The sequence below is a fragment of the Streptomyces spinosisporus genome (assembly GCF_022698145.1).
Taxonomy (GTDB): Bacteria; Actinomycetota; Actinomycetes; order Streptomycetales; family Streptomycetaceae; genus Streptomyces; species Streptomyces spinosisporus.
Window position 1 is genome coordinate 77,561 of sequence record NZ_JALDAX010000008.1, and the last position, 25,230, is coordinate 102,790.

The window sequence follows — 25,230 nt, forward strand, 5'->3', positions numbered from 1 at the left end:
GAAGACTGGGTGAATTCCTATTCACCTTACTCAGTGAATTGCCATTCACCCAATTCCGGTGCACGCGGTGGAGTGCGTCAGGTTCCGGCCGCGTAGCAACGGACGGCCACCCTCTGCTGCGGGCTCCACTGCTGTTCGACCGTGCCCAGCAACTGCCAGCCCAGCCGCTCGTACAGTGCTGCCGCCGCGGTGTCGGACGCCACCACGTCGAGCACCGGATGCAGACCGCGCCCCCGTGCCTCCGCGACGACCTGCGCCATCAGCGACGCACCGATGCGGTGGCCGCGGGCCGAGGGGGCGACGAACAGCCGGTTGACCACGGCGATCGCGTCCGTGCTCACGCCTGTGCGTTCGCTCCAGAGCCCGGGCGCGACATCTCCCGCCGCACTGCGGGACAGGCCGACATGGCCGACGACGCGGCCCTCCAGTTCCACCACCCACGAGGCGATGAGCGAGTCGGGCGTGAGCCATGCGCCGGGGAGGTCGGGCCAGTTCACCGGGTACCCGTCGTGCGCATGGACTTCTGCCAGCACCCGCACACAGTCGCCGAGGTCGTGATCGGCCCGACGCCGGACACTCCGGGTGGTGCTGTCGCCGGACACGTTCTTGCTCGTCACCCCGCCTGGCCCGCCGCCTCCGCCGTACGGCATTCCGGGTGGCCCCAGCCCTGGGGGTTCTTCGCGATGGGCTCGCCCGCGCCGTAGGAGCGTCCGCACAGGCAGCGGCCCGGGAACTTCGCCTTGATGGTGCGGGAGGACGAGGCACCGCCCTGGCGTGTCCCCGCGGACTTGCGGCGTGCGCCACCCGACTTCGCGGAGCCCGGCTTCGTGCCCGGCTTCGGGGTGTCCGGGGAGGGCGGCGGCTCGGCCGAGCCGAGGGCGCTGCCCGCCTGCTCCTGGATCTTCGCCGCCTGGCTGGCCGCGCGGTCGGCGAAGTCGTTGAGCGGGTCGCCGTCGACCTGGTGGGCGGGAACGTAGCGGAAGTCGACCGAGCGGCCGTCGAGCAGCGCGTCGATGCGCACGACCAGTTCCTGGTTGGCGACCGGCTTGCCGGCGGACGTCTTCCAGCCGTTGCGCTTCCAGCCGGGCAGCCAGGTGGTGACCGCCTTCATGGCGTACTGGGAGTCCATCCGGACCTCGAGCGGGACGCTCGGGTCGGTCGCCGCCAACAGCCGCTCCAGGGCGGTGAGTTCGGCGACGTTGTTGGTCGCTCTGCCGAGCGGTCCCGCCTCCCAGCGGGCCGGGTTCTCCGAGCCGTCCGCGACGACCCAGGCCCAGCCCGCCGGCCCGGGGTTTCCCTTCGAAGCCCCGTCGCACGCGGCCACAACACGTTCACGCATGCGCCCGATCATGCCATGGACCGACAGGCCCGCCCGGCCCCGGTTCAGGAGGCGTCGGTGGTCTGCGGCATCTCTCCGGCGGTCGTCGTGATGTCGATCACCGAGAAGTTCGCGCCCTGCGGGTCGCTGAGCGCGGCGAACCGGCCGAACGGGCTGTCCATCGGCCCGAACCGCAGCACACCGCCAAGCTTGGTGGCGCGGGCGACGGCGTCGTCGCAGTTGCCTACGGTGAAGTAGACGTTGATGTACGGCGGCACCTCGGGCGGGAAGTCGTCGGTCATCCTCATCCGGCCGAGCACGGTGTTGCCGCCGAGTTCGAACATGCGGAAGTCGATCGCGTCGTCCTGCAGTTGCTTCGCCGTGTACCCGAAGACCGCGGTGAAGAAGGCGTCGGACTTCTCGGGTGCGCGGGTGAAGACCTCGGCCCAGCAGTACGCGCCGGTCTGCTGCGGCGACGCCTCGAACCCCTCGTGGGTGCCTCCCTGCCACACGCCGAACACCACGCCGCTGGGGTCGCGGGCCAGGCACATGGTGCCGAAGTCGCCGACCCGCATCGGCTCCATCAGTACCTCGCCGCCCTTGTCGCGGATCTTGGCGGCGGTCGCCGCCGCGTCCGGCGACGCGAAGTACAGGCACCACTGCGACTGCCCCTCCTGGCCGGGCATCGGCGGTACGACGGCGGCGACGGCCTTGCCGTCCGCGTAGGCCTGGGTGTAGTTGCCGTACTCCGACGACGACTCGCCGAAGGTCCAGCCGAGGACGTCGCCGTAGAAACTCTTCGCTCCCTCGACGTCGCCGAACATCGCGTCGGCCCAGCAGGGGGTTCCCTCAGGTTGCACGGCCATGACTCGGCCCTCTCCCGGATAGGTGGATGGTCCGTTTCCTCACGCTAGTCATCCCTCCGTCGAAGCGCGCGCCGAACACAGGGGTCCGTTTCACACTGGGGAGAGGGGCTTCGGCGCGGGGGAACGGGCCCCGGCACGGCGGGAGACGGACGGCGACGGGACGGGGTGCGCGATGGCGGAAGGGACCATGCGGGCATGGTCGGTGGTGCGGCCGGAGCCGGTGGAGAAGGGGGGCCTGCGTCTCGTCGAGAAGCCGGTTCCGGTGCCGGCCGACGACGAGCTGCTGGTGCATGTGCGCGCGTGCGGGGTGTGCCGGACCGATCTGCACGTCGCCGAGGGGGATCTGCCGGTGCACCGGGCCGGGGTGACACCGGGGCACGAGGTGGTGGGCGTCGTGGCCGGGCTCGGCGCGAGGGCGGAGGGCTTCGCCGTCGGTGACCGGGTGGGCGTGGCGTGGCTGCGGCACACGGACGGCACCTGCGGATACTGCTCGCGCGGGGCCGAGAACCTCTGTCCGGCCTCGCGGTACACCGGCTGGGACGCGGACGGCGGTTACGCGCAGTACACGACGGTGCCCGCGGACTTCGCCCACCGGCTGCCGTTCTCGCTGGACGACGAGGCGCTCGCACCGCTGCTGTGCGCCGGGATCATCGGCTACCGCGCACTGCGGCGGGCGGCGCTGCCGCCGGGCGGACGGCTCGGTCTGTACGGGTTCGGTGGCAGCGCCCATCTGTGTGCGCAGCTGGCGCTGGCCGAGGGCGCCACGGTGCATGTCCTCACGCGCGGGGCGGCGGCCCGGCGACTGGCGCTCGCGCTGGGCGCGGCCTCCGCGCAGGACGCGTACGCGATGCCGCCGGAGCCGCTGGACAGCGCGATCCTGTTCGCGCCGGCCGGCGACCTGGTGCCGGTCGCGCTGCGGGCCCTGGACCGGGGCGGGACGCTGTCGATCGCCGGCATCCACCTCAGCGACACGCCTCCACTGCACTACGAGAGCGAGCTCTTCTACGAGAAGCAGGTGCGCAGCGTCACCTCCAACACCCGTGCGGACGCGCGGGAGTTCCTGGCCCTGGCGGCCCGGCACGAGGTGCGGGCCACCACGCACACCTATCCCCTCTCGCGGGCCGACGCGGCACTGCGGGACCTCAAGGCCGGGCGCTTCGACGGCGCGGCGGTGCTGGTGAACGACCTGTCCTGAGCGCCCGGGCGCGGGGTGCACTCGGGTGCTGCGCCCGGCGTGCGATCACTTCGCCGACCGCGTCCTGCGCCGACCGCGGAGTTTGCGCCTCCGCGTGGTGAAGCCGCCCCCTTCACGCCGTACCGGCGCATCACCGCGGCTGTTTGCCTTGTACATGCGGTGCGTATCTGTCATCCACCCCCCAGGGAGGGAATGTGTCCGCGCCCGACAGCGCCTCCGGACCCGCCACCGACGAGCCCCTGCCCGCATCCGACGGCCAGGCGCAGCCGACCAGTCTGAGCACGCGGGCGGCGCGCCAGCTCACCACCACGACCAAGTCCGAACCGCAGATGCAGGCCATCAGCTCGCGCTGGCTGCTGCGGGTGCTGCCCTGGGTGGACGTCAAGGGCGGCACCTACCGGGTCAACCGGCGTCTCCAGCTGCGTATCGGCCGGGGGCGTGTGCAGTTCGAGCAGAACGGCGCCGACGACATCAAGGTCATCCCCGAGACGCTCACCGAACTGCCGGTGCTGCGCGGCTACTCCGACACCGACGTGCTCAAGGAGGTCGCCACGAGGTTCCGGGTCCGCGAGGTGCGGGCCGGGCAGGTGCTGTACGAGGCCGGGCAACCGGTCACGGAGGCCTATCTCGTGGTGCACGGCAGGTTCACCCGCTACGCCGCCGGCAAGTACGGCGAGGAGGAGATCGTCGGGGTCGTCACCGACGGCGACCAGATGGGCGACGAGGCCATCGGGCAGTCCGATCCGCTGTGGCTGACCTCGGTGCGGGCGGAGACGGCAGGCGTGCTGCTGGTGCTCCCCTGGGATGTCGTCAGGGAGTTCACCGATCGGGTGCCGTCGCTCGCCGCGCACCTGGCGGCGTTCGCGGAGCGGCAGAAGCTGCCGATGAACCGCAAGGGCGAGGCCGACGTCCCGGTGCAGGCCGGCCATGTCGGCGAGCCGACCATCGGCGGCGGTTTCGTGAACTACGAACTCGCCCCGCGTGAGTACGAGTTGTCGCTCACGCAGACCGTGCTGCGGGTCCACACCCGGGTCGCCGACCTCTACAACGACCCGATGAACCAGACCGAGCAGCAACTGCGCCTGACCGTCGAGGAGATCCGCGAGCGCCAGGAGTGGGAGCTGGTCAACAACCGGGAGTTCGGTCTGCTGCACAACGTGGATTACGGCCAGCGCGTCAGCACCTTCACCGGTCCACCCACTCCGGACGACCTGGACGAACTGCTCGCCATGCGGCGCAAGACCAAGGTGTTCCTCGCCCATCCCAAGGCGATCGCCGCGTTCTTCCGGCAGTGCAACCGGCGCGGCCTGGTGCCGGGTACGGCGACCGTGGAGGGGCACGAGATCCCCGCCTGGCGCGGGGTCCCGATCTTTCCCTGCAACAAGATCCCCATCAGCCCTCAGCACACCAGCAGCATCATCGCGCTGCGCGTCGGCGAGTCCGACCAGGGGGTGATCGGCCTGCACCAGACGGGCATCCCCGAGGAGTACCAGCCGAGCCTGAACGTGCGGTTCATGGGCATCGACACGGCCGCGATCATCCGGTACCTCGTGACCGCCTACTACTCGCTGGCCATCCTCGTGCCGGACGCGGCCGGGATCCTGGAGAACGTCCAGCTCGGCCGGACGGCCGACTGAGGGTGGAGTCAGCGATGAGTGCGCCCGCATCCCCGGCCCCGCTGCCGGGGCCGCCGAACCTCGCCCGCACGGTGCGCGCCCGCCGCACCGGGGCGGTCCCCGGCCTCAGACACCGGGCCGTCGCCCCCGCCGACCCGGCCACGGTCGAGGAGGTCGACCGCAGACTGGAGGCCTGGGCCCACGGTCTCGATCTGTTCCCGAAGGCCTGGTCGGGGGACTTCTCCGGCTTCCAGTTCGGCCGGGCCGTGGTCCTGCAGCACCCGGCGGCGGCCGACCTGGAGCGGCTCACCGCCGCGGGCAAGCTGCTGCTGGCCGAGAACCTCGTCGACAGCTGCTACTGCGAGGAGGACGAGGGCAGGGGCGGCGCCCGCCGCGGCCTCGGCGGCCGGCTGATCCTGGCCCAGTCGGCGATCGACCCGTTCCACGGCACCCCCGCCCTGCAGGAGCAGTGGGCGCACGGTGTGCAGGCCGACGGTCCGCTGCGCTCGTACCACTGGGCGCTCAAGGACTACGCCGCCTTCGCGACCCCCAGCCAGACGGACCGGTTCGTGCACGACATCGCCCGGCTGCACCTCGGCTATCTCGCCGAGGCGGCGTGGGCGGAGACCCGCCATGTGCCGCAGGTGTGGGAGTACCTGGTGATGCGGCAGTTCAACAACTTCCGCCCGTGTCTGTCGATCGTCGACGCCGTGGACGGCTACGAGCTGCCCGAGGCGGTCTACGCCCGTCCGGAGATCCAGCGCATCACGGCGCTCGCCTGCAACGCCACCACCATCGTCAACGACCTGTACTCCTTCACCAAGGAGCTGGCGAGCGACCCCACCCATCTCAATCTGCCGCAGGTCGTCGCCGCCAACGAGCGGTGCGGTCTGAAGGCCGCCTACCTCAAAGCGGTCGAGATCCACAACGAGATCATGACCGCCTTCGAGGAGGAGTCCGCCGTCCTGTCCGCCACCTCGCCCCTCGTGGAGCGCTACGCCCGGAGCCTGTCCGACTGGGTCGCCGGCAACCACGAGTGGCACGCCACCAACACCCACCGCTACTCCCTGCCCAACTACTGGTAGATCCAGCACTACTGACACCACGTCAGGCACAGCACAAGGAGTCATAGTTGACGATCGCCCCCGACGCCGACACCACCTCGGCACCGGTGCCGACCCAGTCCACGTACCAGAACCGCGTCGCGGAGTACTGGAACGCCGAGGAGAACCCGGTCAACCTCGAACTCGGCAAGATCGACGATCTCTACCACCATCACTACGGCATCGGTGACGCCGACCGGACCGTGCTCGACGAACCCGACCCCGCGCGGCGGCGGAAGCGGATCACCACCGAACTGCACCGTCTGGAACACGCCCAGGCCGAATTGCTGGCCGACCGCCTCGGCCCGCTCTCCCCCGCCGACCGGGTCTTCGACGCGGGCTGCGGACGCGGCGGCGGCAGCGTGGTGGCTCATCTGCGCCACGGCTGCCACGCCGACGGCGTGACGATCTCCGCCAAGCAGGCCGCGTTCGCCAACGAGCGGGCCCGTGAGCGGGGCATCGACGACCATGTGCGCTACCACCACCGCAACATGCTCGACACCGGCTTCGAGACCGGCGCGTACGCGGCGTCGTGGAACAACGAGTCGACCATGTACGTCGAGCTGGACCTGCTGTTCGCCGAGCACGCCCGGCTGCTGCGCCGCGGCGGACGCTATGTGGTGATCACCGGCTGCTACAACGACACCTACGGTCGGGCGTCCCGCGAGGTGTCCCTCATCAACGCCCACTACATCTGCGACATCCACCCGCGCTCGGAGTACTTCCGCGCGATGGCCCGCAACCGCCTCGTCCCGGTCCATGTGCAGGACCTGACCGCCGAGGCCATCCCCTACTGGGAGTTGCGCAGGCAGGCCGACCACCTGGTCACGGGCATCGAGGACACGTTCCTGACGGCGTACAAGAACGGCAGCTTCCAGTACCTGCTGATCGCCGCCGACCGCATCTGATCGCCCACGGTCACACGCGAGGCGGTTTCGCCCGCCGATGAGGCACGTTCCGGCACGAGCCTGTGCGATGGTTGCGCCGTCCGCGCATCGCACGACCCGTGCCGGAACTCCCCCCGGGCGGCTCCCCCTTGAACCGTGGGCATTCACTGTTCTACCTTCGCCACATGGTCGGGGCATCAACGCCCGCTCACCAGCGACACAACGAGCGGACGCCGGATGGGCCGGGTGATGCGGAATGCGTCCGCACCTCGCCCTGATCGAGGACGACCCCGACTTCGCACTGATGTGCCGTTCCTATCTGGAGCTGGTCGGCTTCACGGTCACCTGGGCCATGGACACCCGCGCCGGAAAGGCCGCCCTGTACGAGAGCGGCGTCGATCTCGCCGTACTCGACCTGGGTCTTCCCGACGGCAGCGGTCTGGAGCTGCTGCGGGCGCTACGGTCCACGAGCCGGCTGCCCGTCATCGTCGTCTCGGGCCGCGGAGCGGAGGCCGACCGGGTGGCGGGCCTGGAGATCGGCGCGGACGACTATCTGGTCAAGCCGTTCTCGCAGCGCGAGCTGGTGGCCCGGATCCACGCCGTGCTGCGCCGGTCGCAACCGCCACAGACCCCGGACGTGCTCCAGGTGGGAGCGCTGCGCATCGACTCCGGGGCCCGGCAGGCGTCCGTCGCGGGCGTTCCGCTGGAACTGCGCCCCAAGGAGTACGCGCTGCTGGAGATGCTGGCCGCCGCGCCCGCCCGGGTGTTCTCGGCGGATCAGCTGCTGGAGCGGATCTGGGGCTCGTCCTGGTGGCAGCCCGCGACCGTGGTCGAGCATGTGTACCGGCTGCGCGGCAAGCTCGCGCGGACGACCGGGCCGGCCCCGCGGATCACCACCGTCCGCGGCTACGGCTACCGCCTCGACCCCTGAGGGTCGCCGCCCCGGACGCGGAGGTCCGCCCATGCCCGACGCCCCGGACTTCCGGAGCCTGTTCGACGCGACGCTCTCCCCGCTGCTCATCCTCAGCCCCGACTTCACGATCGTCGAGGTCAACCGCGCCTATCTGACGGCCACCCGCACCCGCCGGGACATCGTCGGACGCCCCATCTTCGACGTGTTCCCGGACAATCCGGAGGACCCCTCGGCCGACGGTGTCACCAAGCTGCGCCGCTCGCTGGAGACGGTGGTGTCGAGCGGGCGCACGGACACCATGGCCCTGCAGCGCTACGACATCCCGACGGGCGAGGGGGGATTCACCGAGCGCTACTGGAGTCCGGTCAACACACCGGTGCTCGGCGAGGACGGCAAGGTGGAGTACGTCATCCACCGGGTCGAGGACGTCACCGAGTACGTGCAGGTGCGCCGGGCCGGACGGGAGCAGCAGCGGGCCGCCGAGGAGGCGGAAGTGCGGGCCGAGGGCATGGAGATCGACCTGTTCGTACGCGCGCGGGAGATCCGTGAGGTGAACGAACAGCTGAGCCGGGTCAATGCCGAGCTGGACTCGGCGGGCCGCAGGCTGCGGGAGGAGCAGCGGGCCAAGGACCGCTTCATCGCCACGCTCTCGCACGAGCTGCGCAACCCGCTCGCCGCCGCCACCGCGGCCACCGAGCTGCTGGCCCTCGACATGCCAAAGGGGCATCCGGCGCTGTCCGTCCTGGAGCGGCAGCTGGGCACGCTGACCCGGATGAGCAACGACCTGCTGGACGGCACCAGGGCGCTGACCGGGCGGCTGGAACTGGTGCGGGACCCGGTCGATCTGCGCTCCGTCGTCCATGGCGCCTGCGCCGACATCCGGGGCCTGTTCGGGCACGAGGGCCGCACGCTCGGCGTCGTCCTGCCGGCCGAGCCCGTGCCGGTGGACGGCGACCGGCTGCGGCTGGCCCAGGTGCTGACCAACCTGCTGTCGAACGCGCTCAAGTACACCCGGCCCGGCGGTCACACGGAGGTGGGTCTGACCGCCGGGGACGGCCGGGCGCGGCTGACCGTGCGGGACGACGGCATCGGCTTCGCACCCGGCCTCGCCGAGGAGCTGTTCGGGGTGTTCATGCGCGCCGCGCCGGCCGGCCCGGACACCCCTGAGGGCCTCGGGCTCGGGCTCGCGGTGGCGCGGACAGTGGTGGAGCTGCATGGCGGCCGGATCGACGCCCACAGCGAGGGGCCGGGCAAGGGCGCGTCGTTCACGGTGCTGCTGCCGACGACCGACTCCACGGGCGGGCGGCGGTCGAGGCCGCCGTCCGCCCCGGGCTCGCCGCGCCGGCTGTCGCTGCTGATCGTCGAGGACAACGCCGATCTGGCGGAGACCTACCGGTCGCTGCTGGAGCGCCAGGGTCATCGGGTCACCGCGGTGCACTCGGGCCGGGACGCGCTCGCGGCCGACGCGGGCCGCCCCTTCGACGTCGTCCTGTGCGACCTGGGGCTGCCGGACATCGACGGCTACACGGTCGCGCGTGCGCTGCGTGCCCGCCCGGACGGCGCCACGATGCGCCTGATCGCGGTGTCCGGGTTCAGCCAGGGCACCGACCGCGCCCTGTCCCGGGCGGCCGGCTTCGACGCCCATCTGGCCAAACCGCTGCCCCTGACGGATCTGCTGGATCTCCTGGACCGCCTGGACGCGTCCTGAACTCACGTGTGTGTCTTCCGCGTCGGGCCCTCCTGTGCTTGCCTGGTGGGCCGTTTCCGGTCGCCGGGGCAGGAGTTGCCGTATGCGGAAGCCGTGGATCGCGGGGGTACTGACCGCAGTGCTGCTGCTCGGCGCGTGCGGCGACCCGTCGTCCGGGCCGGAGGCGGCGCCCTCACCCGCCGTGCCGGGGACTCGGGCGAGCACGACCCACCAGCCGGCACCGGCCTCCCCGAGCGCACTCGCCGTCGAGCCGCGCGTGCTGTACCTCGGCGACTCGCTCGCCATGGAGGCGCGGAACGTCGTCGGGCAGCAGCTGCGCATGGACCTCGGGGCGAGGTACACGAGCGCCCCGTACTCGGGAACCACGCCGTGCGACTATCTCGAGGACACCGGGAGGCGTTCGCTGGTGCCGGACGCGGACAAGGCGGCCGCGCTGGTCCGTGCGGAGCATCCGGACTATGTGGTGCTGCAGTTCTGGGGCAACGCGTGGGGCTACACCTGGTGCATGGACGGCATCACCTACGACGCCTCCCAGCAGCGGTACTTCACGCGCTACCGCTCCGATCTGCGCAGGCTCACCGAGCAGATCGCCGCGGCCGGCGGGGACGACCGCCCGCGGATCGTCTGGGTCCTCCAGGGCCCGGACCCGATCACGCCCGACCGGGTGCGGCGGGTGAACCGGATGTACGAGCAGCAGGCCGCCGCCTCGGGCGACCTGGTCTCCGACGCGGGCGCCTCGGTGAGCCCGGCGGGGGACCGCTACGCGTGGGCGCAGTACCTGCCGTGCTCGGCCTACGAACACCGGCATCCCGACTACTGCACCCAGCCGGACCGCGACCGCACCGCGCTCCACCTGGACAAGGACTATCTGCACTTCTGTCTGGCGCCCACGACGTCCACGCCGAAGCCGTGCCCGGTGCGCTCCCCCGGCATCCTGCGGATCGCGCGCGCGATCACGCGGACGGTCGCGGAAGACGTTCGCGGTCGACGATCCGGTTGAGGCAGCGTCCGCCGGCGCGAAAATCCATCACTTCCGTCTCTCCAGGCGCTGTTGACATCACCCGAGGGACGCATAGCGTGTCCTGCGCACAGCATGTCGCACAACATTCGGTATCTCGAACATGAGTGGGGCGGTGGAGGGACACCACCGTCCCGGCTCCTCGACATGCGAAGGACATCGGTCATGACCCCACCCCTCGGCAGACGTCAGTTCATCGCCGCCACCGGGACCGCCTCGGCGGCCCTGGCCCTCGCGGGCGGCGGGCAGGCACACGCCGCACCTGCCGGTGCCGGCCCGGCCGCGACACCGCGGGTGCGGCCCTTCCCGCTCACCGCGGTGACCCTGCTGGACAGCCCCTTCCGCGACAACCAGCGACGCAACTCCGCCTATCTGCGCTTCGTCGACCTCGACCGGCTGCTGCACACCTTTCGCACCAACGTCGGCCTGCCCAGCAGCGCCGAGCCCTGCGGCGGCTGGGAGGGGCCGGCCGTCGAACTGCGCGGCCACTCCACCGGCCATCTCCTCTCCGGTCTCGCCCTCGCGTACGCCAACACCGGCGAGAGGGCCCTGCGCGACAGGGGCCGCACCCTGGTGGCCGAACTCGCCGCCTGCCAGGCCGCGTCACCGGCCGCAGGCTTCAACAAGGGGTATCTGTCCGCCTTCCCGGAGAGCTTCTTCGACCGGCTGGAGGCGGGGACCGGCGTGTGGGCGCCGTACTACACGATCCACAAGATCATGGCCGGACTGGTCGAGCAGTACCGTCTGGCCGGGAACGACCAGGCCCTGGACGTGGTGCTCCAGCAGGCACAGTGGGTCGACGCGCGCACCTCGAAGCTGTCGTACGAGCAGATGCAGCGGGTGCTGGAGACCGAGTTCGGCGGGATGAACGACGTGCTCGCCGACCTGCACGCGCTCACCGGTGACGGCAGATGGCTCGACGTCGCCGAACGCTTCACCCACGCCCGGGTCTTCGACCCGCTGGCCCGGGGCGAGGACCGGCTCGCCGGTCTGCACGCCAACACGCAGATCCCCAAGATGGTGGGCGCCCTCCGGCTGTGGGAGGAGGGCCTGCCCGAGCGCTACCGCACCATCGCCGCGAACTTCTGGCAGATCGTCACCGACCACCACTCGTACGTCATCGGCGGCAACAGCAACGGCGAGGCGTTCCACGAACCGGACGTCGTCGCAGGCCAGTTGTCGGACAGCACCTGCGAGAACTGCAACAGCTACAACATGCTGAAGCTGACCCGGCTGCTGCACTTCCACGCGCCGGAGCGCACCGACCTGCTCGACCACTACGAGCGCACCCTGTTCAACCAGATGCTGGGCGAGCAGGACCCGGACTCCGCGCACGGCTTCAACATCTACTACACCGGACTTGCGCCCGGCTCGTTCAAACGCCAGCCGTCCTTCATGGGCACCGACCCGAACGCCTACTCCACCGACTACGACAACTTCTCCTGCGACCACGGCACGGGCATGGAGACGCAGGCCAAGTTCGCCGACACGATCTACACGCACGACGACCGCGACCTGCTGGTCAACCTGTTCGTGCCCTCCCAGGTCGACTGGCGCGAGCAGGGCATCACCTGGCGGCAGACCACCGGGTTCCCCGACCGCCCGAGGACCACGCTGACGGTGACCTCCGGGCGGGCCACCCACCGGCTGCGCATCCGCATCCCGTCGTGGACCTCCGGCGCCCGAGCCACCCTCAGCGGCCGTGCGCTGCCCGACCGTCCGGCGCCCGGCAGCCTGCTCACCCTGCAGCGCACCTGGCGCACCGGCGACCGCGTCGAGGTGACCCTGCCGATGCGCACGGTCGTCGAGCCGACCCCCGACGACCCGGAGGTGCAGGCGGTGCTGCACGGCCCGGTGGTGCTCGCCGGAGCGTACGGCGACCGGGCGAACCCCTGGCTGCCCCGGCTCGACACGACCACGGTGCGCAAGGAGCACGGCAGCACCCTGCGCTTCACCGCCCGCGCCGACGACGAGGATGTGACCCTGCTGCCGATCGCCCGGGTCCACCACCAGCACTACTCGGTGTACTGGCTCACCGGCGAACCCCCGCCCCCTCCCCCGGAGTTCGCGGCCTGGCACCGCTTCGACGAGACGTCGGGCACCGTCGCGGCGGACGCGACCGGCAACGGCAAGGTGGCTCAACTGGCCGGCGGTGCCTCGTGGTCGGCGTCGGGGCGGATCGGCGGGGCGGTCGTCCTGGACGGGACGGACGGCCATGTCGCCCTCGCAGAGGACCTGTTGGCCGGGGCGTCTGCGTACGCCCTCGCCGCGTGGGTGCGCCTCGACGGTGAACCGGGAGCCTGGAGCCGGATCTTCGACCTCGGCACCGGTGTCACCGCCAACCTGTTCCTGACCCCGCTCAGCGGCGACGGCACACTGCGCTACGCGATCACCGCCGGCGGCGCGGGCGGTGAACAGCGCATCGAAGCCGACCCGTTGCCCACCGACCGCTGGGTGCATGTGGCCGTGACGTACGGCGACGGAATCGCCGTCCTGTACGTCGACGGCGCCGAGGCGGGCCGGAACGCGAACGTCACCGTGGAGCCGCGGCACTTCGGCAACCACATCCGTGCCGGGTACATCGGCAGGTCGCAGTACGCCGACCCGTATCTCAAGGGAGCGGTGGACGACTTCCGGGTGTACGGCAGGGCGTTGAGCGCCGCCGAGGTGGCGGCGCTGGCGGAGGCCTCCTCCTCGTAGCGGACGCGTCGCCGCGGCCGGTCCGTCCTCTCCCCTGCGGAAGGCGGACCGGCCGCGACCCCGGACAGGGACCGCAGGCGGTCACTCGCCCGCGTAGGCCCGCTCCAGGGCGGCGATGTCGAACTTGCCCATCGCCATGAACGCCTTGGTGGTGCGCGCGGCCTTCTCCTGGTCCGCGTCGCTGATCATGTCGATCAGTTTGTCCGGTACGACCTGCCAGGACAGGCCGTACTTGTCCTTGAGCCAGCCGCAGGGGCCGGGCTCGCCGCCGCCCTCGGTGAGCTTGGTCCAGTAGTAGTCGATCTCCTCCTGGTCCTTGCAGAAGATCTGGAAGGAGACCGACTCGTTGAACGTGAACTGCGGTCCGCCGTTCAGCGCGACGAACTTCTGGCCGTTGGCCGTGAACTCCACGGCCAGCACGGAGCCGGCCGGGCCCGCTCCCCCCTCGACGTTGCGGCCGACGCGGTCGACGCTGGAGTTCTTGAAGATCGAGACGTAGTAGTGCGCGGCCTCCTCGGCCTGGCCGTCGAACCAGAGACATGTGGTGAAACCGCCGGTGGTCATGGGGGCACCTCCTGGTGGGGAAACGCGTTCACCTCTGTCGACCGGTCCCCGGCTCGGAACTCATCGGTGAGCGGCCGATTAATCCATGGGGCCCCGCCCCGGCCCCGATCTAGGCTCCGCACATGACGTCATCCCCCACGAACACGGGCCCGGACACGATCCGGCCGTTCCGCCTCGACATCCCGCAGAGCGCCCTCCACGACCTGCACGAACGCCTCGACCGCACCCGCTGGCCGGACGAGCTGCCCGGCACCGGCTGGGCCTACGGCGTACCGGCCGACTATCTGCGGGAGCTGGCGCACCACTGGCGCCACGCCTACGACTGGCGCGCCGCCGAGGCACAGCTCAACGCGTGGCCGCAGTTCACCACCACCATCGACGGCTCCACCGTGCACTTCGCCCACGTCCGCTCCCCCGAACCGGACGCCACCCCGCTGATCATCACCCACGGCTGGCCCGGCTCGATCGTCGAGTTCCTGGACGTGGTCGGTCCGCTCACCGATCCCGTCGCGCACGGCGGCGAGGCGGCCGACGCCTTCCATGTCGTCGTACCGAGCATCCCCGGGTTCGGACTGTCCGGACCCCCGGCGGACACCGGCTGGGAGGCGGGCCGGGTCGCAGACGCCTGGGCCGAGCTGATGCGGCGGCTCGGATACGAGCGGTTCGGGGCGCAGGGCGGCGACTGGGGCGCCGCGATCTCCCGCGAGCTGGGGCGCGCGCATCCCGACCGGGTGATCGGCGTCCACCTCAACCTGCTGCCGGGCGCTCAGCAGGCGAGTGAGCCGACGCAGGACGAACTGGACGAGCTGGGCACGGAGGAGCAGGAGCGGGCGCTGCTGTCCTGGCAGCGCTGGCGCGAGTGGTCGCGCGAGAGCACCGGATACGCCGTCCAGCAGGCGACCCGGCCGCAGACCCTGGCGTACGCGCTGACGGACTCGCCCGTCGGTCAACTCGCCTGGATCGTCGAGAAGTTCCGGGAGTGGACGGACTCGCAGCTGCTGCCCGAGGAGGCCGTCGACCGGGACCGGATGCTCACCAACGTGATGCTGTACTGGCTGACCGGCACCGCGGGTTCCGCGGGCCGCATCTACTACGAGCGTGCCCATGCCACCGGCCGCGTCGCCCTGCAGACCGAGCCGTCGGCCGCGCCCACCGCGCTCGCGCTGTTCCCGGCCGAACCCCAGGTCGCGCTGCGGCACAAGGCGGAGCGGACCGAGAACCTGGTGCGGTGGACGGAGTTCGAACGCGGCGGGCACTTCCCCGCGATGGAGGCGCCCGACCTGCTGGTGGGGGACGTCCGGGCGTTCTTCCGGCAGCTGCGCGAGAAGGGGTGAACGCGGGCTCTGCCCTCGGCGAATCTGCCCCGGGCAGATAACGCGGCTTTTCGCGTCGCCCGAGGTCAAGAGTGGAGTCGAGGGCAACACCGCCCGACGCTCGACAGGAGAGACCATGACTCCACTCACCGCCTTCTCGCCCCGCGCGGAGGAGGGCGACACCCCGCCCAGCCGGTTCGACGACCATCTCGCGGCCCAGCTGCTCGGTCAGCGCATCGTGCTCCTCGGCACCCAGGTCGACGAGGTCTCCGCGAACCGGGTCTGCGCGCAGCTGCTGCTGCTCTCCGCGGAGGACCCGCGCACCGACATCAGCCTGTACATCAACAGCCCCGGCGGTTCGGTGCACGCGGGACTCGCGATCTACGACACCATGCGGCTGATCCCCAACGACGTCTCCACCCTCGCCATGGGCTTCGCGGCCAGCATGGGCCAGTTCCTGCTCAGCGTGGGCACGGCGGGCAAGCGGTACGCGCTGCCGAACGCGCGGATCATGATGCACCAGCCGTCCGCGGGGATCGGCGGCACCACCGCGGACATCGAGATCCAGGCCGACAACCTGGAGCACACCAAGCGGACCATCGAGCAGCTCACCGCCGAGCACACGGGCCAGAGCCCGGAGACCATCTCGCGCGACGGCGACCGCGACCGCTGGTTCACGGCCGAGGAGGCCAGGGAGTACGGCATGGTGGACCGGGTCGTGGAGTCCCTCGCGGACGTCCGCCCGACCGCCTCGAAGCGACGGATGGGGCTGTGACATGGGGAACTACACGATTCCGTACGTCGTCGAGCGGACCGCACACGGCGAGCGCTCCTCGGACGTCTTCAGCCGGCTGCTGTCCGAGCGGATCATCTTCCTCGGCACCGAGATCGACGACGGCGTGGCCAACGTCGTCATCGCGCAGCTCCTCCACCTGGAGTCCGCGGCGCCCGACCAGGAGGTCTCGATCTACATCAACTCCCCGGGCGGCTCGTTCACTTCCCTGATGGCGATCTACGACACGATGACGTTCGTGCAGGCGCCGATCTCCACGTTCTGCGTGGGCCAGGCGGCCTCCACCGCGGCCGTGCTGCTGGCCGGCGGCGATCCGGGGCGGCGGTTCGTGCTGGAGCACGCGCGTGTGCTGCTCGGACAGCCGGCCAGCGGCGGCCGTCAGGGCACCGTCTCCGATCTCACCCTGCAGGCCAAGGAGATGGTGCGGATCCGCTCCCAGGTCGAGGAGGTGCTGGCGCGGCACACCCACCACGACACCGGGACGCTGCGCGCGGACATGGACCGCGACAAGGTGTTCACCGCCGAGGAGGCCGTGGCGTACGGCCTGGCCGACGAGGTGCTGAGCCGGCGTCTCGTGGCGGTCTGAGACGCCGGCCGGGGCCGGGACGCGGTGCGCGCAGCGCCGTCAGGCGGCCAGGCAGAGGCCGTTGTACGGGGCGGCGGGCGCGGTCCGGCTGTGCTGGGCCGACCGGCTGGTGACCCGGGTGAGTTCGCCCTGTGCCAGCGACAGCAGGTCGCCGAGGCCGAGACCGAGAGCGTGGGCGGCGGCCGCGAGGACCTCCGACGAGGCCTCCTTGCGGCCCCGCTCCACCTCGGAGAGGTAGGGCATCGAGATGCGGGCCTCGTCGGCCACGTCCTTCAGGGTACGCTCCTGGGCGAGGCGCTCGCGCCGCAGCACATCACCGACCAGGTCCCGCCACAGGGGTTCCCTGGGCGGCGGCGCGGGGGCGGGGCGCGCACCCTGCGAGGGGCGCAGCTCGATGACTCGGGCTTCGTTCGGCGCTTGGCTGCTCACCCTCCCAGCCTAGATTTTGTCGCCGCGATGGGAAGAGATCGGCATTCCGCCCTGAGTGGAATCACGTGAGGTGTGCCGGGCATGCCCCGGCGGAGTCGGGGTACTCGCCCCCGCAGCAGGACTCGACAACAAGGACACTCGATAACAAAGACAGATGTCGATCCGTGACTTCGTGGGAGAGGGAATGGACACCGCCGTGGAACGGTCGGAGACCAAGGTCGTCGAGGAGACCGGCAGGACCAGCGCGGGTGAGGGAGCACTGCCGGGGATCGAGGAGCCACGAGCGGTGGCGCCGCGTGACGCGCGCGAGCTGTCCCGTCAGTTCTTCCAGCGCCTTTCCGAACTCGAGGAAGGCACGCACGAGTACCAGTACGCACGCAACACGCTGATCGAGATGAACATCTCGCTGGTGCGGTTCGCCGCCGGACGGTTCCGGGGGCGCGGCGACGACATGGAGGACATCGTCCAGACCGGCACGATCGGCCTGATCAAGGCCATCGACCGGTTCGACCTGTCCCGTGAGGTCGAGTTTACCTCGTTCGCGCTGCCCTACATCGTGGGCGAGATCAAGCGCTTCTTCCGTGACACCACCTGGGCGGTGCACGTGCCGCGCCGGCTGCAGGAGCTGCGGGTCGAGCTGGCCAAGGCGCGCGAGGAGCTGTCCAGCCGGCTGGACCGGGAGCCCACCGTCGCCGAGCTCGCCACTTTGATGAACCTCTCCGAGAACGAGGTGATCGAGGGGCAGATCGCCTCCAACGGCTACAACTCCTCGTCCCTGGACGCCGCGCTCACCGGTGACGGTGCGGAGAGCGGCGAGTCGGTGCTCGCCGACTTCATCGGCGTGGAGGAGGACGGGCTGCGGCTCGTCGAGGACTTCCATTCACTCGCTCCGCTGATGGCGGAGCTGGACGAGCGTGACCGGCAGATCATCCACATGCGGTTCGTGGAGGAGGCCACGCAGGCGGAGATCGGTGAGCGACTCGGCTGCTCCCAGATGCATGTGTCCCGGCTGATCAAGCGGATCATCACGCGGCTGCGCGAGGGGATGCTGGGCGAGCTGGGCTGCGCCTGAGGGGCGGGCACACACGGGTGACCGCCGGGGCCGTGGGCGCAGGCGCCCCGGGCGGTCACTCGTCGGCCAGCTCCAGCACGGCACAGACCCGCTTGCCGACGGGCACCCGCTCCACGGTGACTCTTTTCGCCAGCGCGTGGACGATCTCCAGGCCGTGCCGGCCGACGCGCTCGGGGTCCTTCGGGAAGCGGCGCGGCAGGGCGGCGCTGCTGTCGTAGACGCAGACGGACACCGTGGTGTCGGTGCCTTCGAGTTCCAGGATGTACGGGCCGTTGCTGTGCCGGTCCGCGTTGGTGACCAGCTCGCTGACCACCAGCATCACCTCCTCGAGGGCCCGGTCCTCGATCTCGGCGCACCACTCGGTCCTGAGCTGATCCACGAAAGCCGAGGCCAGGGCGCGTGCCTCCGCGATGCATCCCGGTTCCCCGGTGTAGTGTGCCGCCCGCCTCAGCGGTTCGACGGGCACGTCGAAACCAGTCGGTATCACTGCCCCGCCCGCGTTGTCGATCATGCATGTCTCTCTCGGAAGCCGGCTGCGCCGGACGCTGCTGCATCATGCTCGTACCCCGAGCCGCGTCCGGCAGTCCCCCATCCGGGTCGATGTGTCCCCTTCCGCTCAGGGCGCCGGTGATGCGGCGGACGTCTCGGGCGACGCGGGCGGGCTCGTGACGGGTTCATCGGAGGGCGGCTCGGAGGGCGGCTCGGAGCTCGGAGCCGAGGAGGACGGGGCGGTCGACGTCGTCTGCGGGCAGGGGGTCGCGCCCTGGTCGGCGCCGGGCGAGGAGGCGCAGGCGGACGGGGAGGACGAGGAGGACGGTGCCGTGGGCGTGGACACGCTCACCGACGGAGAGGGCTTCGCAGGCGGATGCGTCCTGCTGTCGTGGCGCCCTGAGTCACCCCGGTGCCGGGCGATCCAGGTGCCGTGGTCGGCGTCGTAGAGGACGAACACGTCGATCGTCTCCGGTGCGGGGGTGACCGTGATCATGTTCGAGGAGCGGTACGACGGCCAGCTGTCCCCCCTGAGCCTCGGCGTGCTCGTCAGCGCCACGGGCGGGGTCAGCGGGTTGCCGCAGGTGCAGCGCACCCGCGGGATGCCGCGGCCGTCGACGAGGACGGCGGTGCCCGTCTGCAGAACCGCCTGATAGGTGGTGGCGGCGCCGTTGCGGTAGCCGTGATTGGTGATCCGGGTGTCCATGCGCAGCTGCACCGGTGTGAGGGAGCGCAGATAGGCGGGGACGCGGGAGGGGGCGACGCCTTCGACCGAGGCGAACGCGCGGTTCTTCGCCGGGTCCGCTCCCAGGGCCTTGATCTGCTTCTCCACGTTGCAGCTGGAGACGTTGCGGCTGCCGCCGTACAGACCGGGCGCCCCGCCGTCGACGCGCCGCACCACGTTCGCGGACGCCGAGCCGGTGGCCGGGGAGGCGGACAGGGTGGCGGGAGGGACGGAGCTGTCCTCGGCCGTCGACTCCGTGAACGGGTCGGGGCCGGTCTTGTCCGCGGCCTGTGCGAAGAGCTCGCCTCCGCGGCCCGAGCCGCCGTCGGAGCGGGACAGGACGACGGCCAGGACCACGGCGGCGACCACCGCGGCGGTGAGCGCGGCGAGGCGCGGCGCGGACTTCCACCAGGGCCTGCGGGGTGGGGGCGACGGTGTGCCTCCGCTGCTGCCCGGTGGTTGCGAGGGCGGGCCCGAGGGTGGTTCGGAGGGGCCCGAGAGCGGACCGGAGGGCGGTCCTGTGGGGCGGCCGGAGGACGGCGGTTCGACGCTCAAGAGCACTGCTCCCGGGAGGAGTGTTCCGCGGTCTGCCCCGATTCAGGCCGTTCTGATGAAGTCCACTTCATCACCTGATGACCCTATTGTGTGTTCCGATCCGGTGCCGCCCGCAAGCCGACGCGGACGGCTCTCCCGGCGGGCGGAGTGCGCGGGCGCTGCTTAGCGTGACGAGGGTGAGCCCGCGAACCGCCTCCACCCCGGTCGTCGCCCGCCATGGCTGGGTGCAGGCCCTCCTGGCGGTACTGGCGGCCCTGGTCGCCATGTCGGTGGTGGCCGCTCTGGGACTGCTGGCGGCCGGGGCGGGGGATCTTCCCGACGGCGCGTTTCTACGGGTCGTGGTGGCGACGGTGGTCACGGCCGTCGGCGGGACGGTCGAGCTCTCCGGGAACGCCGGCGCGCTGGCCGAGTCCGCGGCCGGGCTGACCGTGATGCCGCTGTCGGTCACGCTGGTCGGGGCGCTCGTCCTCGGCTCCGGCTTCCTGCGTCCGCTACGGCATCGAGCGGTGGCCGGGGGGCCGGAACTGGCCGGATGGGCCGCCAGGATCGCGGTGCTGTGGCTGCTCGCACTCCTCGGGCTGGCCTTCGGCGCCCGCCAGACCTTCGCCGTGTCCCTCGGCGACGGGACCCTCGGCGACCTCGGTGACGTGTTCGGCCTGTCGCCGAAGGTGGGGTTCACGACCGACGTACCGCTGACGCTGGTCTTCGGTGTGCTGTGGCCGGCCGGTGTGCTGGTGCTGGCGCTGCTGGTGTCGCGCGGGGCGCCGTTGCCGGGGCGGCTGCTGCGCTTCCAGGAGTCGGTACGGCCCGCCGCGTACGCCATGGTCGTCCTGCTGCTGGCGTTCGTCGTCCTCGGTGTCGTGATCGCCCTGATCACGGCGGCGACGCGTGGTCATGCCGCAGAGACCCTCGCGGTGATCCTGCTGGGCATGCCGAACCTGGTCTGGCTCGCGCTCACGCTCGGCCTCGGTGCCACCTGGCACGGCAGGGTGCACGGGCCCTTCGGCCTGCCGATGCCCCACGTCCTGGACGAGGTGCTGCGCACCGAGGACGTCGCCACCCTCAACCTGCACACGCTCGCCGAGCACGACGGACGGGTGTGGTGGCTCGTGGCGGCCGACGCGGTGCTGCTGCTGGGCGCGGCCTTCCTCATGGCGGCCCGCTCCCCGGCCCGCACACCGCCCTGGCGACACGCCCTGCACATGGCCGCCGCCCTCGCCCTGACGATCCTCATGATCTGCCTGGTGGGCCGGATCTCCGCCCACTACGGACTCTCGCTGCTCGGCATTGGAGACCTGGGGGGCGACCTGTCCGGCGAACTGTTCCTGAAGCCGGACCTGTGGTCAGCCCTGGGGATCGCTGTTCTGTGGGGGCTGGTGACGGGCCTTCTCGGCGCACTGCCGGCGCGGGCGCTACGGCGGCGGGAGTCGGCACCCTCGACACGGGCAGGCGGACCGCACTAGCTCCGGTCACGGAACACCGGCGCCGCCCAGCGGGGTGGTGGTTTTAGTGGGTTGTCGCCGGTCGGGGGGCGTAGGTCGACCTCTGTGGGTGGGTGCTCCAGGGGTGGGGGGACAGTGGTGGTGCGGAGGGCTGTGATGAAGGTGCGGCAGGAGGGGTGGCGATCTTCGGGGGTCTTGGCCAGGGCCTTGGCGAAGACCGCGTCCGTCTCGGGGGCCAGGTCGGGGCGGAGTTCCGTCGGTGGGGGTGGCTGGTCGTACTGGTGGGCCCACAGCAGGGCCATGTCGTCGTCGCGCCGGAAGGGCGGGCGGCCGGTCAGGCACTCGTAGACGACGCACGCGAATCCGTAGACGTCGCAGCGCCCGTCGACGGGCCGGCCGGCGATCTGTTCCGGGGCCACGTAGTCGAGGGTGCCGACGAACTGGCCGACGGAGGTGAAGCCGGTCAGGGAGAGCGACTTCTTGGTCAGGCCGAAGTCGGTGAGGTAGGCGTGCTCGGGGTGGTCGCTGTCGGTGCCGCGGGCGACCAGGATGTTGCCCGGCTTCACGTCACGGTGCACCAGCCCGTGTTCATGGGCCGCGTCGAGCGCGGAGGCGATCTGCGCGGCGATCCGCAGCGTGACGGCGAAGGCGAGCGGGCCGCGCCGGTCGAGCAGATGGCGCAGATCGCGGCCCTCGACGTAGCGCATGGCGATGTAGAGGATGCCGTCCGTCTCGCCCGCCTCGAAGACCGGCACGATGTGCGGGTGGTCGATCGCGGCGGCCGCCCGGGACTCATGGGTGAAGCGCAGCCGGAAGGTGTCGTTGCGGGCGAGTTCCGGGGCGAGCAGCTTGAGGGCGACCGTGCGCTCCAGGCGCAGGTCCCGGGCGCGGTAGACGACGGCCATGCCGCCGCGGCCGATCTCGCGCTCGATGCGGTAGCCCGCGATCTGTCTGCCGATCAGTTCGGAGGGCCGGCCCGAGAAGAGGCCGGTGTCATGGGCCATCGGGGGTCACGACCTGGGTGGGCGCGTGGCCGGGCTGCGCGGTCGCCGCGCGCGGCTCGTCGTCGGTGGCGCAGGTGCTCAGGCGTGTGCCGTCGCCGTACACCCATCGGCCCTGCTCGCCGTCGTACAGCCACATGTTCTCGCCGTCGACGACGACCCCGATGCGCAGTCCTCGCGTACGGCCGTGGAAGGACTCTCCGTCGAGCCCGCCGCGGGCGCGCTCCTCGACCGCGGCCCGGTAGCGCGCCAGGGTCTGTTCGGCGCGGGCGAGCAGGGGGCGCGGGTCGGCGGTGCGGTCCTGGGGTCCGCCGGTGGCGGGCGGGTCCTGCGGTACGGCGACCAGATGGCGGCCGTCGACCCACGCCGACCAGCCGTTGGAGCACAGGACCTGCGCCCATTCACCGCGTCGTTCGACCAGCCGGACGGGCAGCAGCGGGTCCAGCGGGACGGTGGCGCGGGCGGGATCGGGCTCCTCCCAGGCCGGCATGCCGTGCTGGGGCACCACGTGCGTGGGCCTGAAGCCTTCGGTCGTCATCGCCCGCTCCTAGTTCCGACGCCTGTTTCCGCATCACGGCTATTTCCGCATCACGACGGGCTCGCGCCGGCGCAGCAGCCGTGAGACCAGGAATCCGAAGAGCGCCGAGAGGACCAGCAGCATGGCGATGTCGAGCAGCCATATGCCGGCGGAGTGCTCGAACAGCGGATCTCCGGTCAGGTCGCCCGGCACGATCCGCGCCAGCCCGACCGTGCCCGCCATCGCGCCGAGCGCCCACCGCGAGGGCACGAGCCACGACAGCTGTTCCAGTCCCGGCACGCCGTGCAGCTTCAACAGGGCGCCGCAGAAGACGACTTGGACGATGGCCAGCAGCACCAGCAGCGGCATCGTCACCTCTTCCTTGCGCACCAGCGCGGAGACCAGCAGACCGAGCATCATCGCGGTGAACGCCAACAGGGCCACGGCGACGGTGATTTCGACAAGGGGCGGCATCAACACGCCTTCGTCGTCGGGCGCGTTGAGATCGACGCCCAGGAGGGCCACCAGGGTGAGCACCACGGCCTGCAGGACGGTGATCGTGCCCAGGACGACGACCTTCGACATCAGGTACGCCGATCTGGACAGACCCACGGCGCGCTCGCGCCGGTAGATGGTGCGTTCCTTGACGAGTTCGCGCACGGCGTTGGCCGCGCCGGTCAGGACTCCGCCGACGCACAGGATGAGCAGCGCGTTCATCGCGGTCGCCTGAGTCAGCTTGCTGCCGGCCAGGGCCCGGGCCATCGCGCCCATCACGAACGGCAGGGCGATCATGATGGCGAGGAAGGTGCGGTCGGCGCTGAGCGCGGCGGTGTACCGGCGTATCAGCGTGCCGAGTTGGGCGCCGCGGCTGCGCGGCCGGGGCGGCGGGGTGACGACGAGTGGACCGGAGTCGGGCACGCGGGGCTGCGCCGACGCCTCGGTGACGTAGTGGCGGTGGAAGGGCGAGTATCGGAAGTCGCCCGCCCAGTCGCGGTCGCGATCCCGTTCGAAGGACTCGAAGGCCTCAGGCCAGTGCTCGAAGCCGAAGAAGGCGAGGGCGTCGTCGGGCGGGCCGTAGTAGGCGATCGTGCCGCCGGGTGCGAGCACCAGGAGCCGGTCGCACACGTCGAGGCTCAGGACGCTGTGGGTGACCACGACGACCGTGCGGCCGTCGTCGGCGAGGCCGCGCAGCATGTGCATCACCGAGCGGTCCATGCCGGGGTCCAAACCCGAGGTCGGCTCGTCGAGGAAGAGCAGCGAGGGCTTGGTCAGCAGTTCCAGGGCCACGCTGACCCGCTTGCGCTGGCCGCCGGAGAGGCTGTGCACCGGCTGGCCGGCGCGCTGTTCGAGGCCGAGTTCACGGATGACCTCGTCGACCCGGGCCCGCCGCTCGGCCTTCGCGGTGTCCTGCGGGAAGCGCAGCTCGGCGGCGTAGGACAGGGCGCTGCGGACGGTCAGCTGGGCGTGCAGGATGTCGTCCTGCGGGACCAGTCCGATGCGCTGGCGCAGCTCGGCGTAGTCGCGGTAGAGGTCCCGGCCGTCGTAGAGCACCGTGCCGTGGTCGGCGGGCCGCTGGCCGGTGAGTGCGTTCAGCAGGGTGGACTTTCCGGCGCCGCTCGGTCCGACGACCGCGAGCAGGCACTTCTCCCCCACAGGGAACGACACATGGTCGAGCAGGGTCTTGCGGCCGCGGTCGACGACCACGGTGAGGTCCTGTACGTCGAGGGAGACCTCGCCGGTGTCGACGTACTCCTGCAGCTGGTCGCCGACGAGGCAGAACGCCGAGTGGCCGATGCCGACGATGTCGCCGGGACCCACGGGCGCGACGGTGACGGGCGAGCCGTTGAGGAACGTGCCGTTGTGACTGCCCAGGTCGGCGATCTCGTACGTCCCGTCGGGCAGGGCGCGCAGCTCGGCGTGCCGGCGGGAGGCGAGCAGGTCGTCCACGACGAGGTCGTTGTCGGCGGCCCGCCCGATGCGGATCGTGCGGGCGGGCAGCGGCCGTACGCTCGTGGGGCGGCGGAACGTGGCGGTCAGGCCGGGCATGGACACCGCCGCGACCGCCGAGGGGCGCTCGGGGGCGGGCGCCGGGCGGCTGGTCAGGACGGCGCACGGGCCGTCGGAGGGGCTGCCGAAGTGGATGACGCTGCCGGGGCCGACGCCCCAGGCGGTGATGCGGCGGCCGTCCGCGAAGGTGCCGTTGGTGCTGTTCTCGTCCTCGAGGGTCCAGTGGTCGGAGTCGGTCCGCAGGACGGCGTGGTGCCAGGAGACCCGCTTGTCGTCGAGGACGATGTCGCTCAACGGGTCGCGTCCCACGTGGTAGTCGCGACCCGGGCTCATCACCGTGGAGCCCGCCTCGGTCTCCACGACGAGTTCGGGCGCAGTCGGCGCGACAGGCCGGTCTGCCATGTCCAGGATTCT

General features: G+C 71.3%; 23 protein-coding genes. 13 read left to right on the forward strand and 10 right to left on the reverse strand.

Annotated elements, in window-relative coordinates; genetic code table 11:
* Nucleotides 1-77: 77 nt before the first annotated feature.
* From MQN93_RS21755 to MQN93_RS21765, 3 genes are read right to left on the reverse strand one after another with little or no spacing between them, the layout of a single operon-like run.
* Complete coding sequence (locus MQN93_RS21755) at nt 78-617, reverse strand: GNAT family N-acetyltransferase (RefSeq protein WP_242710884.1); 540 nt, start codon at nt 615-617, stop codon at nt 78-80.
* Nucleotides 614-1,351 (reverse strand): ribonuclease H family protein, encoded by a 738-nt coding sequence (locus MQN93_RS21760; protein WP_242710885.1) that lies wholly within the window; start codon nt 1,349-1,351, stop codon nt 614-616. Before MQN93_RS21760 ends, MQN93_RS21755 begins: the two co-directional genes overlap by 4 nt.
* Before the next feature lie 32 nt (nt 1,352-1,383).
* Nucleotides 1,384-2,184: a VOC family protein gene (locus tag MQN93_RS21765; protein ID WP_016433224.1), complete on the reverse strand. Its 801-nt coding sequence runs from the start codon at nt 2,182-2,184 to the stop codon at nt 1,384-1,386.
* Nucleotides 2,185-2,371: 187 nt separating this feature from the next.
* On the opposite strand from MQN93_RS21765, the gene MQN93_RS21770 reads away from it, so the two are divergent.
* From MQN93_RS21770 to MQN93_RS21805, 8 genes are all read left to right on the forward strand, one after another.
* The gene (locus tag MQN93_RS21770) at nt 2,372-3,379 is read left to right on the forward strand and encodes a zinc-binding alcohol dehydrogenase family protein (RefSeq protein WP_242711086.1); all 1,008 of its coding nucleotides are present in this window, start codon (nt 2,372-2,374) and stop codon (nt 3,377-3,379) included.
* A 194-nt stretch (nt 3,380-3,573) separates the two neighbouring features.
* Nucleotides 3,574-5,016, forward strand: a complete 1,443-nt coding sequence (locus MQN93_RS21775; RefSeq protein ID WP_242710886.1) for a family 2B encapsulin nanocompartment shell protein — start codon at nt 3,574-3,576, stop codon at nt 5,014-5,016.
* Between the two features lie 14 nt (nt 5,017-5,030).
* Nucleotides 5,031-6,080, forward strand: a complete 1,050-nt coding sequence (locus MQN93_RS21780; protein WP_016433227.1) for a family 2 encapsulin nanocompartment cargo protein terpene cyclase — start codon at nt 5,031-5,033, stop codon at nt 6,078-6,080.
* 47 nt (nt 6,081-6,127) lie between these two features.
* The gene (locus MQN93_RS21785) at nt 6,128-7,006 is read left to right on the forward strand and encodes a geranyl diphosphate 2-C-methyltransferase (RefSeq protein WP_242710887.1); all 879 of its coding nucleotides are present in this window, start codon (nt 6,128-6,130) and stop codon (nt 7,004-7,006) included.
* A 235-nt stretch (nt 7,007-7,241) separates the two neighbouring features.
* Nucleotides 7,242-7,916, forward strand: a complete 675-nt coding sequence (locus MQN93_RS21790) for a response regulator transcription factor (protein ID WP_242710888.1) — start codon at nt 7,242-7,244, stop codon at nt 7,914-7,916.
* Nucleotides 7,917-7,947: 31 nt separating this feature from the next.
* Nucleotides 7,948-9,606, forward strand: a complete 1,659-nt coding sequence (locus tag MQN93_RS21795; RefSeq protein WP_242710889.1) for an ATP-binding response regulator — start codon at nt 7,948-7,950, stop codon at nt 9,604-9,606.
* An 82-nt stretch (nt 9,607-9,688) separates the two neighbouring features.
* A complete protein-coding gene (locus MQN93_RS21800) occupies nt 9,689-10,606 on the forward strand; it encodes an SGNH/GDSL hydrolase family protein (RefSeq protein WP_242710890.1) in 918 nt (305 codons plus the stop codon).
* A gap of 183 nt (nt 10,607-10,789) precedes the next feature.
* Nucleotides 10,790-13,324 (forward strand): beta-L-arabinofuranosidase domain-containing protein, encoded by a 2,535-nt coding sequence (locus MQN93_RS21805; RefSeq protein WP_242710891.1) that lies wholly within the window; start codon nt 10,790-10,792, stop codon nt 13,322-13,324.
* Nucleotides 13,325-13,405: 81 nt separating this feature from the next.
* Here the strand turns inward: MQN93_RS21805 and MQN93_RS21810 are convergent, their stop codons facing one another.
* Complete coding sequence (locus tag MQN93_RS21810) at nt 13,406-13,888, reverse strand: VOC family protein (RefSeq protein WP_242710892.1); 483 nt, start codon at nt 13,886-13,888, stop codon at nt 13,406-13,408.
* Nucleotides 13,889-14,010: 122 nt separating this feature from the next.
* Here MQN93_RS21810 and MQN93_RS21815 point away from each other — a divergent pair, with 122 nt between their 5' ends.
* From MQN93_RS21815 to MQN93_RS21825, 3 genes are all read left to right on the forward strand, one after another.
* A complete protein-coding gene (locus MQN93_RS21815) occupies nt 14,011-15,222 on the forward strand; it encodes an epoxide hydrolase family protein (protein WP_242710893.1) in 1,212 nt (403 codons plus the stop codon).
* Between the two features lie 115 nt (nt 15,223-15,337).
* A complete protein-coding gene (locus tag MQN93_RS21820; RefSeq protein ID WP_016433235.1) occupies nt 15,338-15,976 on the forward strand; it encodes an ATP-dependent Clp protease proteolytic subunit in 639 nt (212 codons plus the stop codon).
* A 1-nt stretch (nt 15,977) separates the two neighbouring features.
* Entirely contained in the window at nt 15,978-16,580 is a 603-nt protein-coding gene (locus tag MQN93_RS21825) for a ClpP family protease (RefSeq protein WP_016433236.1), read from the forward strand.
* A 39-nt stretch (nt 16,581-16,619) separates the two neighbouring features.
* Here MQN93_RS21825 and MQN93_RS21830 read toward each other — a convergent pair whose 3' ends face one another.
* Nucleotides 16,620-17,009, reverse strand: coding sequence for a helix-turn-helix domain-containing protein (locus MQN93_RS21830; RefSeq protein ID WP_016433237.1), 390 nt, complete (start codon nt 17,007-17,009; stop codon nt 16,620-16,622).
* Between the two features lie 184 nt (nt 17,010-17,193).
* On the opposite strand from MQN93_RS21830, the gene MQN93_RS21835 reads away from it, so the two are divergent.
* Nucleotides 17,194-18,081, forward strand: coding sequence for an RNA polymerase sigma factor SigF (locus MQN93_RS21835; RefSeq protein ID WP_242711087.1), 888 nt, complete (start codon nt 17,194-17,196; stop codon nt 18,079-18,081).
* A gap of 55 nt (nt 18,082-18,136) precedes the next feature.
* On the opposite strand, the gene MQN93_RS21840 is transcribed toward MQN93_RS21835, so the two are convergent.
* The gene (locus MQN93_RS21840; protein WP_016433239.1) at nt 18,137-18,592 is read right to left on the reverse strand and encodes an ATP-binding protein; all 456 of its coding nucleotides are present in this window, start codon (nt 18,590-18,592) and stop codon (nt 18,137-18,139) included.
* A 105-nt stretch (nt 18,593-18,697) separates the two neighbouring features.
* Nucleotides 18,698-19,849, reverse strand: a complete 1,152-nt coding sequence (locus MQN93_RS21845; RefSeq protein WP_242710894.1) for a DUF6777 domain-containing protein — start codon at nt 19,847-19,849, stop codon at nt 18,698-18,700.
* Between the two features lie 176 nt (nt 19,850-20,025).
* Between MQN93_RS21845 and MQN93_RS21850 the strand changes: the two genes are divergently transcribed.
* On the forward strand, nt 20,026-21,312 hold the full coding sequence (locus MQN93_RS21850; RefSeq protein WP_242710895.1) for a streptophobe family protein: 1,287 nt from the start codon (nt 20,026-20,028) through the stop codon (nt 21,310-21,312).
* Here the strand turns inward: MQN93_RS21850 and MQN93_RS21855 are convergent.
* The 3 genes from MQN93_RS21855 to MQN93_RS21865 are packed head-to-tail and all read right to left on the reverse strand — an operon-like array spanning nt 21,309 to nt 25,218.
* Nucleotides 21,309-22,295 carry a serine/threonine-protein kinase gene (locus tag MQN93_RS21855; RefSeq protein WP_242710896.1) on the reverse strand — a complete coding sequence of 329 codons (987 nt, stop codon included), beginning with the start codon at nt 22,293-22,295 and terminating at the stop codon, nt 21,309-21,311. The genes MQN93_RS21850 and MQN93_RS21855 overlap by 4 nt on opposite strands.
* The gene (locus MQN93_RS21860; protein ID WP_242710897.1) at nt 22,285-22,830 is read right to left on the reverse strand and encodes a hypothetical protein; all 546 of its coding nucleotides are present in this window, start codon (nt 22,828-22,830) and stop codon (nt 22,285-22,287) included. Before MQN93_RS21860 ends, MQN93_RS21855 begins: the two co-directional genes overlap by 11 nt.
* Before the next feature lie 39 nt (nt 22,831-22,869).
* On the reverse strand, nt 22,870-25,218 hold the full coding sequence (locus MQN93_RS21865) for an ABC transporter ATP-binding protein/permease (RefSeq protein WP_242710898.1): 2,349 nt from the start codon (nt 25,216-25,218) through the stop codon (nt 22,870-22,872).
* Nucleotides 25,219-25,230: the final 12 nt, after the last annotated feature.

Coding starts and splice junctions, on each gene's coding strand:
- MQN93_RS21810 (WP_242710892.1), bottom strand. CDS start 13,888: ATGACCACCGGCGGTTTCACCACATGTCTCTGGTTCGACGGCCAGGCC.
- MQN93_RS21835 (WP_242711087.1), top strand. CDS start 17,194: ATGGACACCGCCGTGGAACGGTCGGAGACCAAGGTCGTCGAGGAGACC.
- MQN93_RS21815 (WP_242710893.1), top strand. CDS start 14,011: ATGACGTCATCCCCCACGAACACGGGCCCGGACACGATCCGGCCGTTC.
- MQN93_RS21825 (WP_016433236.1), top strand. CDS start 15,978: ATGGGGAACTACACGATTCCGTACGTCGTCGAGCGGACCGCACACGGC.
- MQN93_RS21840 (WP_016433239.1), bottom strand. CDS start 18,592: ATGATCGACAACGCGGGCGGGGCAGTGATACCGACTGGTTTCGACGTG.
- MQN93_RS21865 (WP_242710898.1), bottom strand. CDS start 25,218: ATGGCAGACCGGCCTGTCGCGCCGACTGCGCCCGAACTCGTCGTGGAG.
- MQN93_RS21795 (WP_242710889.1), top strand. CDS start 7,948: ATGCCCGACGCCCCGGACTTCCGGAGCCTGTTCGACGCGACGCTCTCC.
- MQN93_RS21770 (WP_242711086.1), top strand. CDS start 2,372: ATGCGGGCATGGTCGGTGGTGCGGCCGGAGCCGGTGGAGAAGGGGGGC.
- MQN93_RS21855 (WP_242710896.1), bottom strand. CDS start 22,295: ATGGCCCATGACACCGGCCTCTTCTCGGGCCGGCCCTCCGAACTGATC.
- MQN93_RS21765 (WP_016433224.1), bottom strand. CDS start 2,184: ATGGCCGTGCAACCTGAGGGAACCCCCTGCTGGGCCGACGCGATGTTC.
- MQN93_RS21860 (WP_242710897.1), bottom strand. CDS start 22,830: ATGACGACCGAAGGCTTCAGGCCCACGCACGTGGTGCCCCAGCACGGC.
- MQN93_RS21790 (WP_242710888.1), top strand. CDS start 7,242: ATGCGTCCGCACCTCGCCCTGATCGAGGACGACCCCGACTTCGCACTG.
- MQN93_RS21805 (WP_242710891.1), top strand. CDS start 10,790: ATGACCCCACCCCTCGGCAGACGTCAGTTCATCGCCGCCACCGGGACC.
- MQN93_RS21800 (WP_242710890.1), top strand. CDS start 9,689: ATGCGGAAGCCGTGGATCGCGGGGGTACTGACCGCAGTGCTGCTGCTC.
- MQN93_RS21780 (WP_016433227.1), top strand. CDS start 5,031: ATGAGTGCGCCCGCATCCCCGGCCCCGCTGCCGGGGCCGCCGAACCTC.
- MQN93_RS21760 (WP_242710885.1), bottom strand. CDS start 1,351: ATGATCGGGCGCATGCGTGAACGTGTTGTGGCCGCGTGCGACGGGGCT.
- MQN93_RS21820 (WP_016433235.1), top strand. CDS start 15,338: ATGACTCCACTCACCGCCTTCTCGCCCCGCGCGGAGGAGGGCGACACC.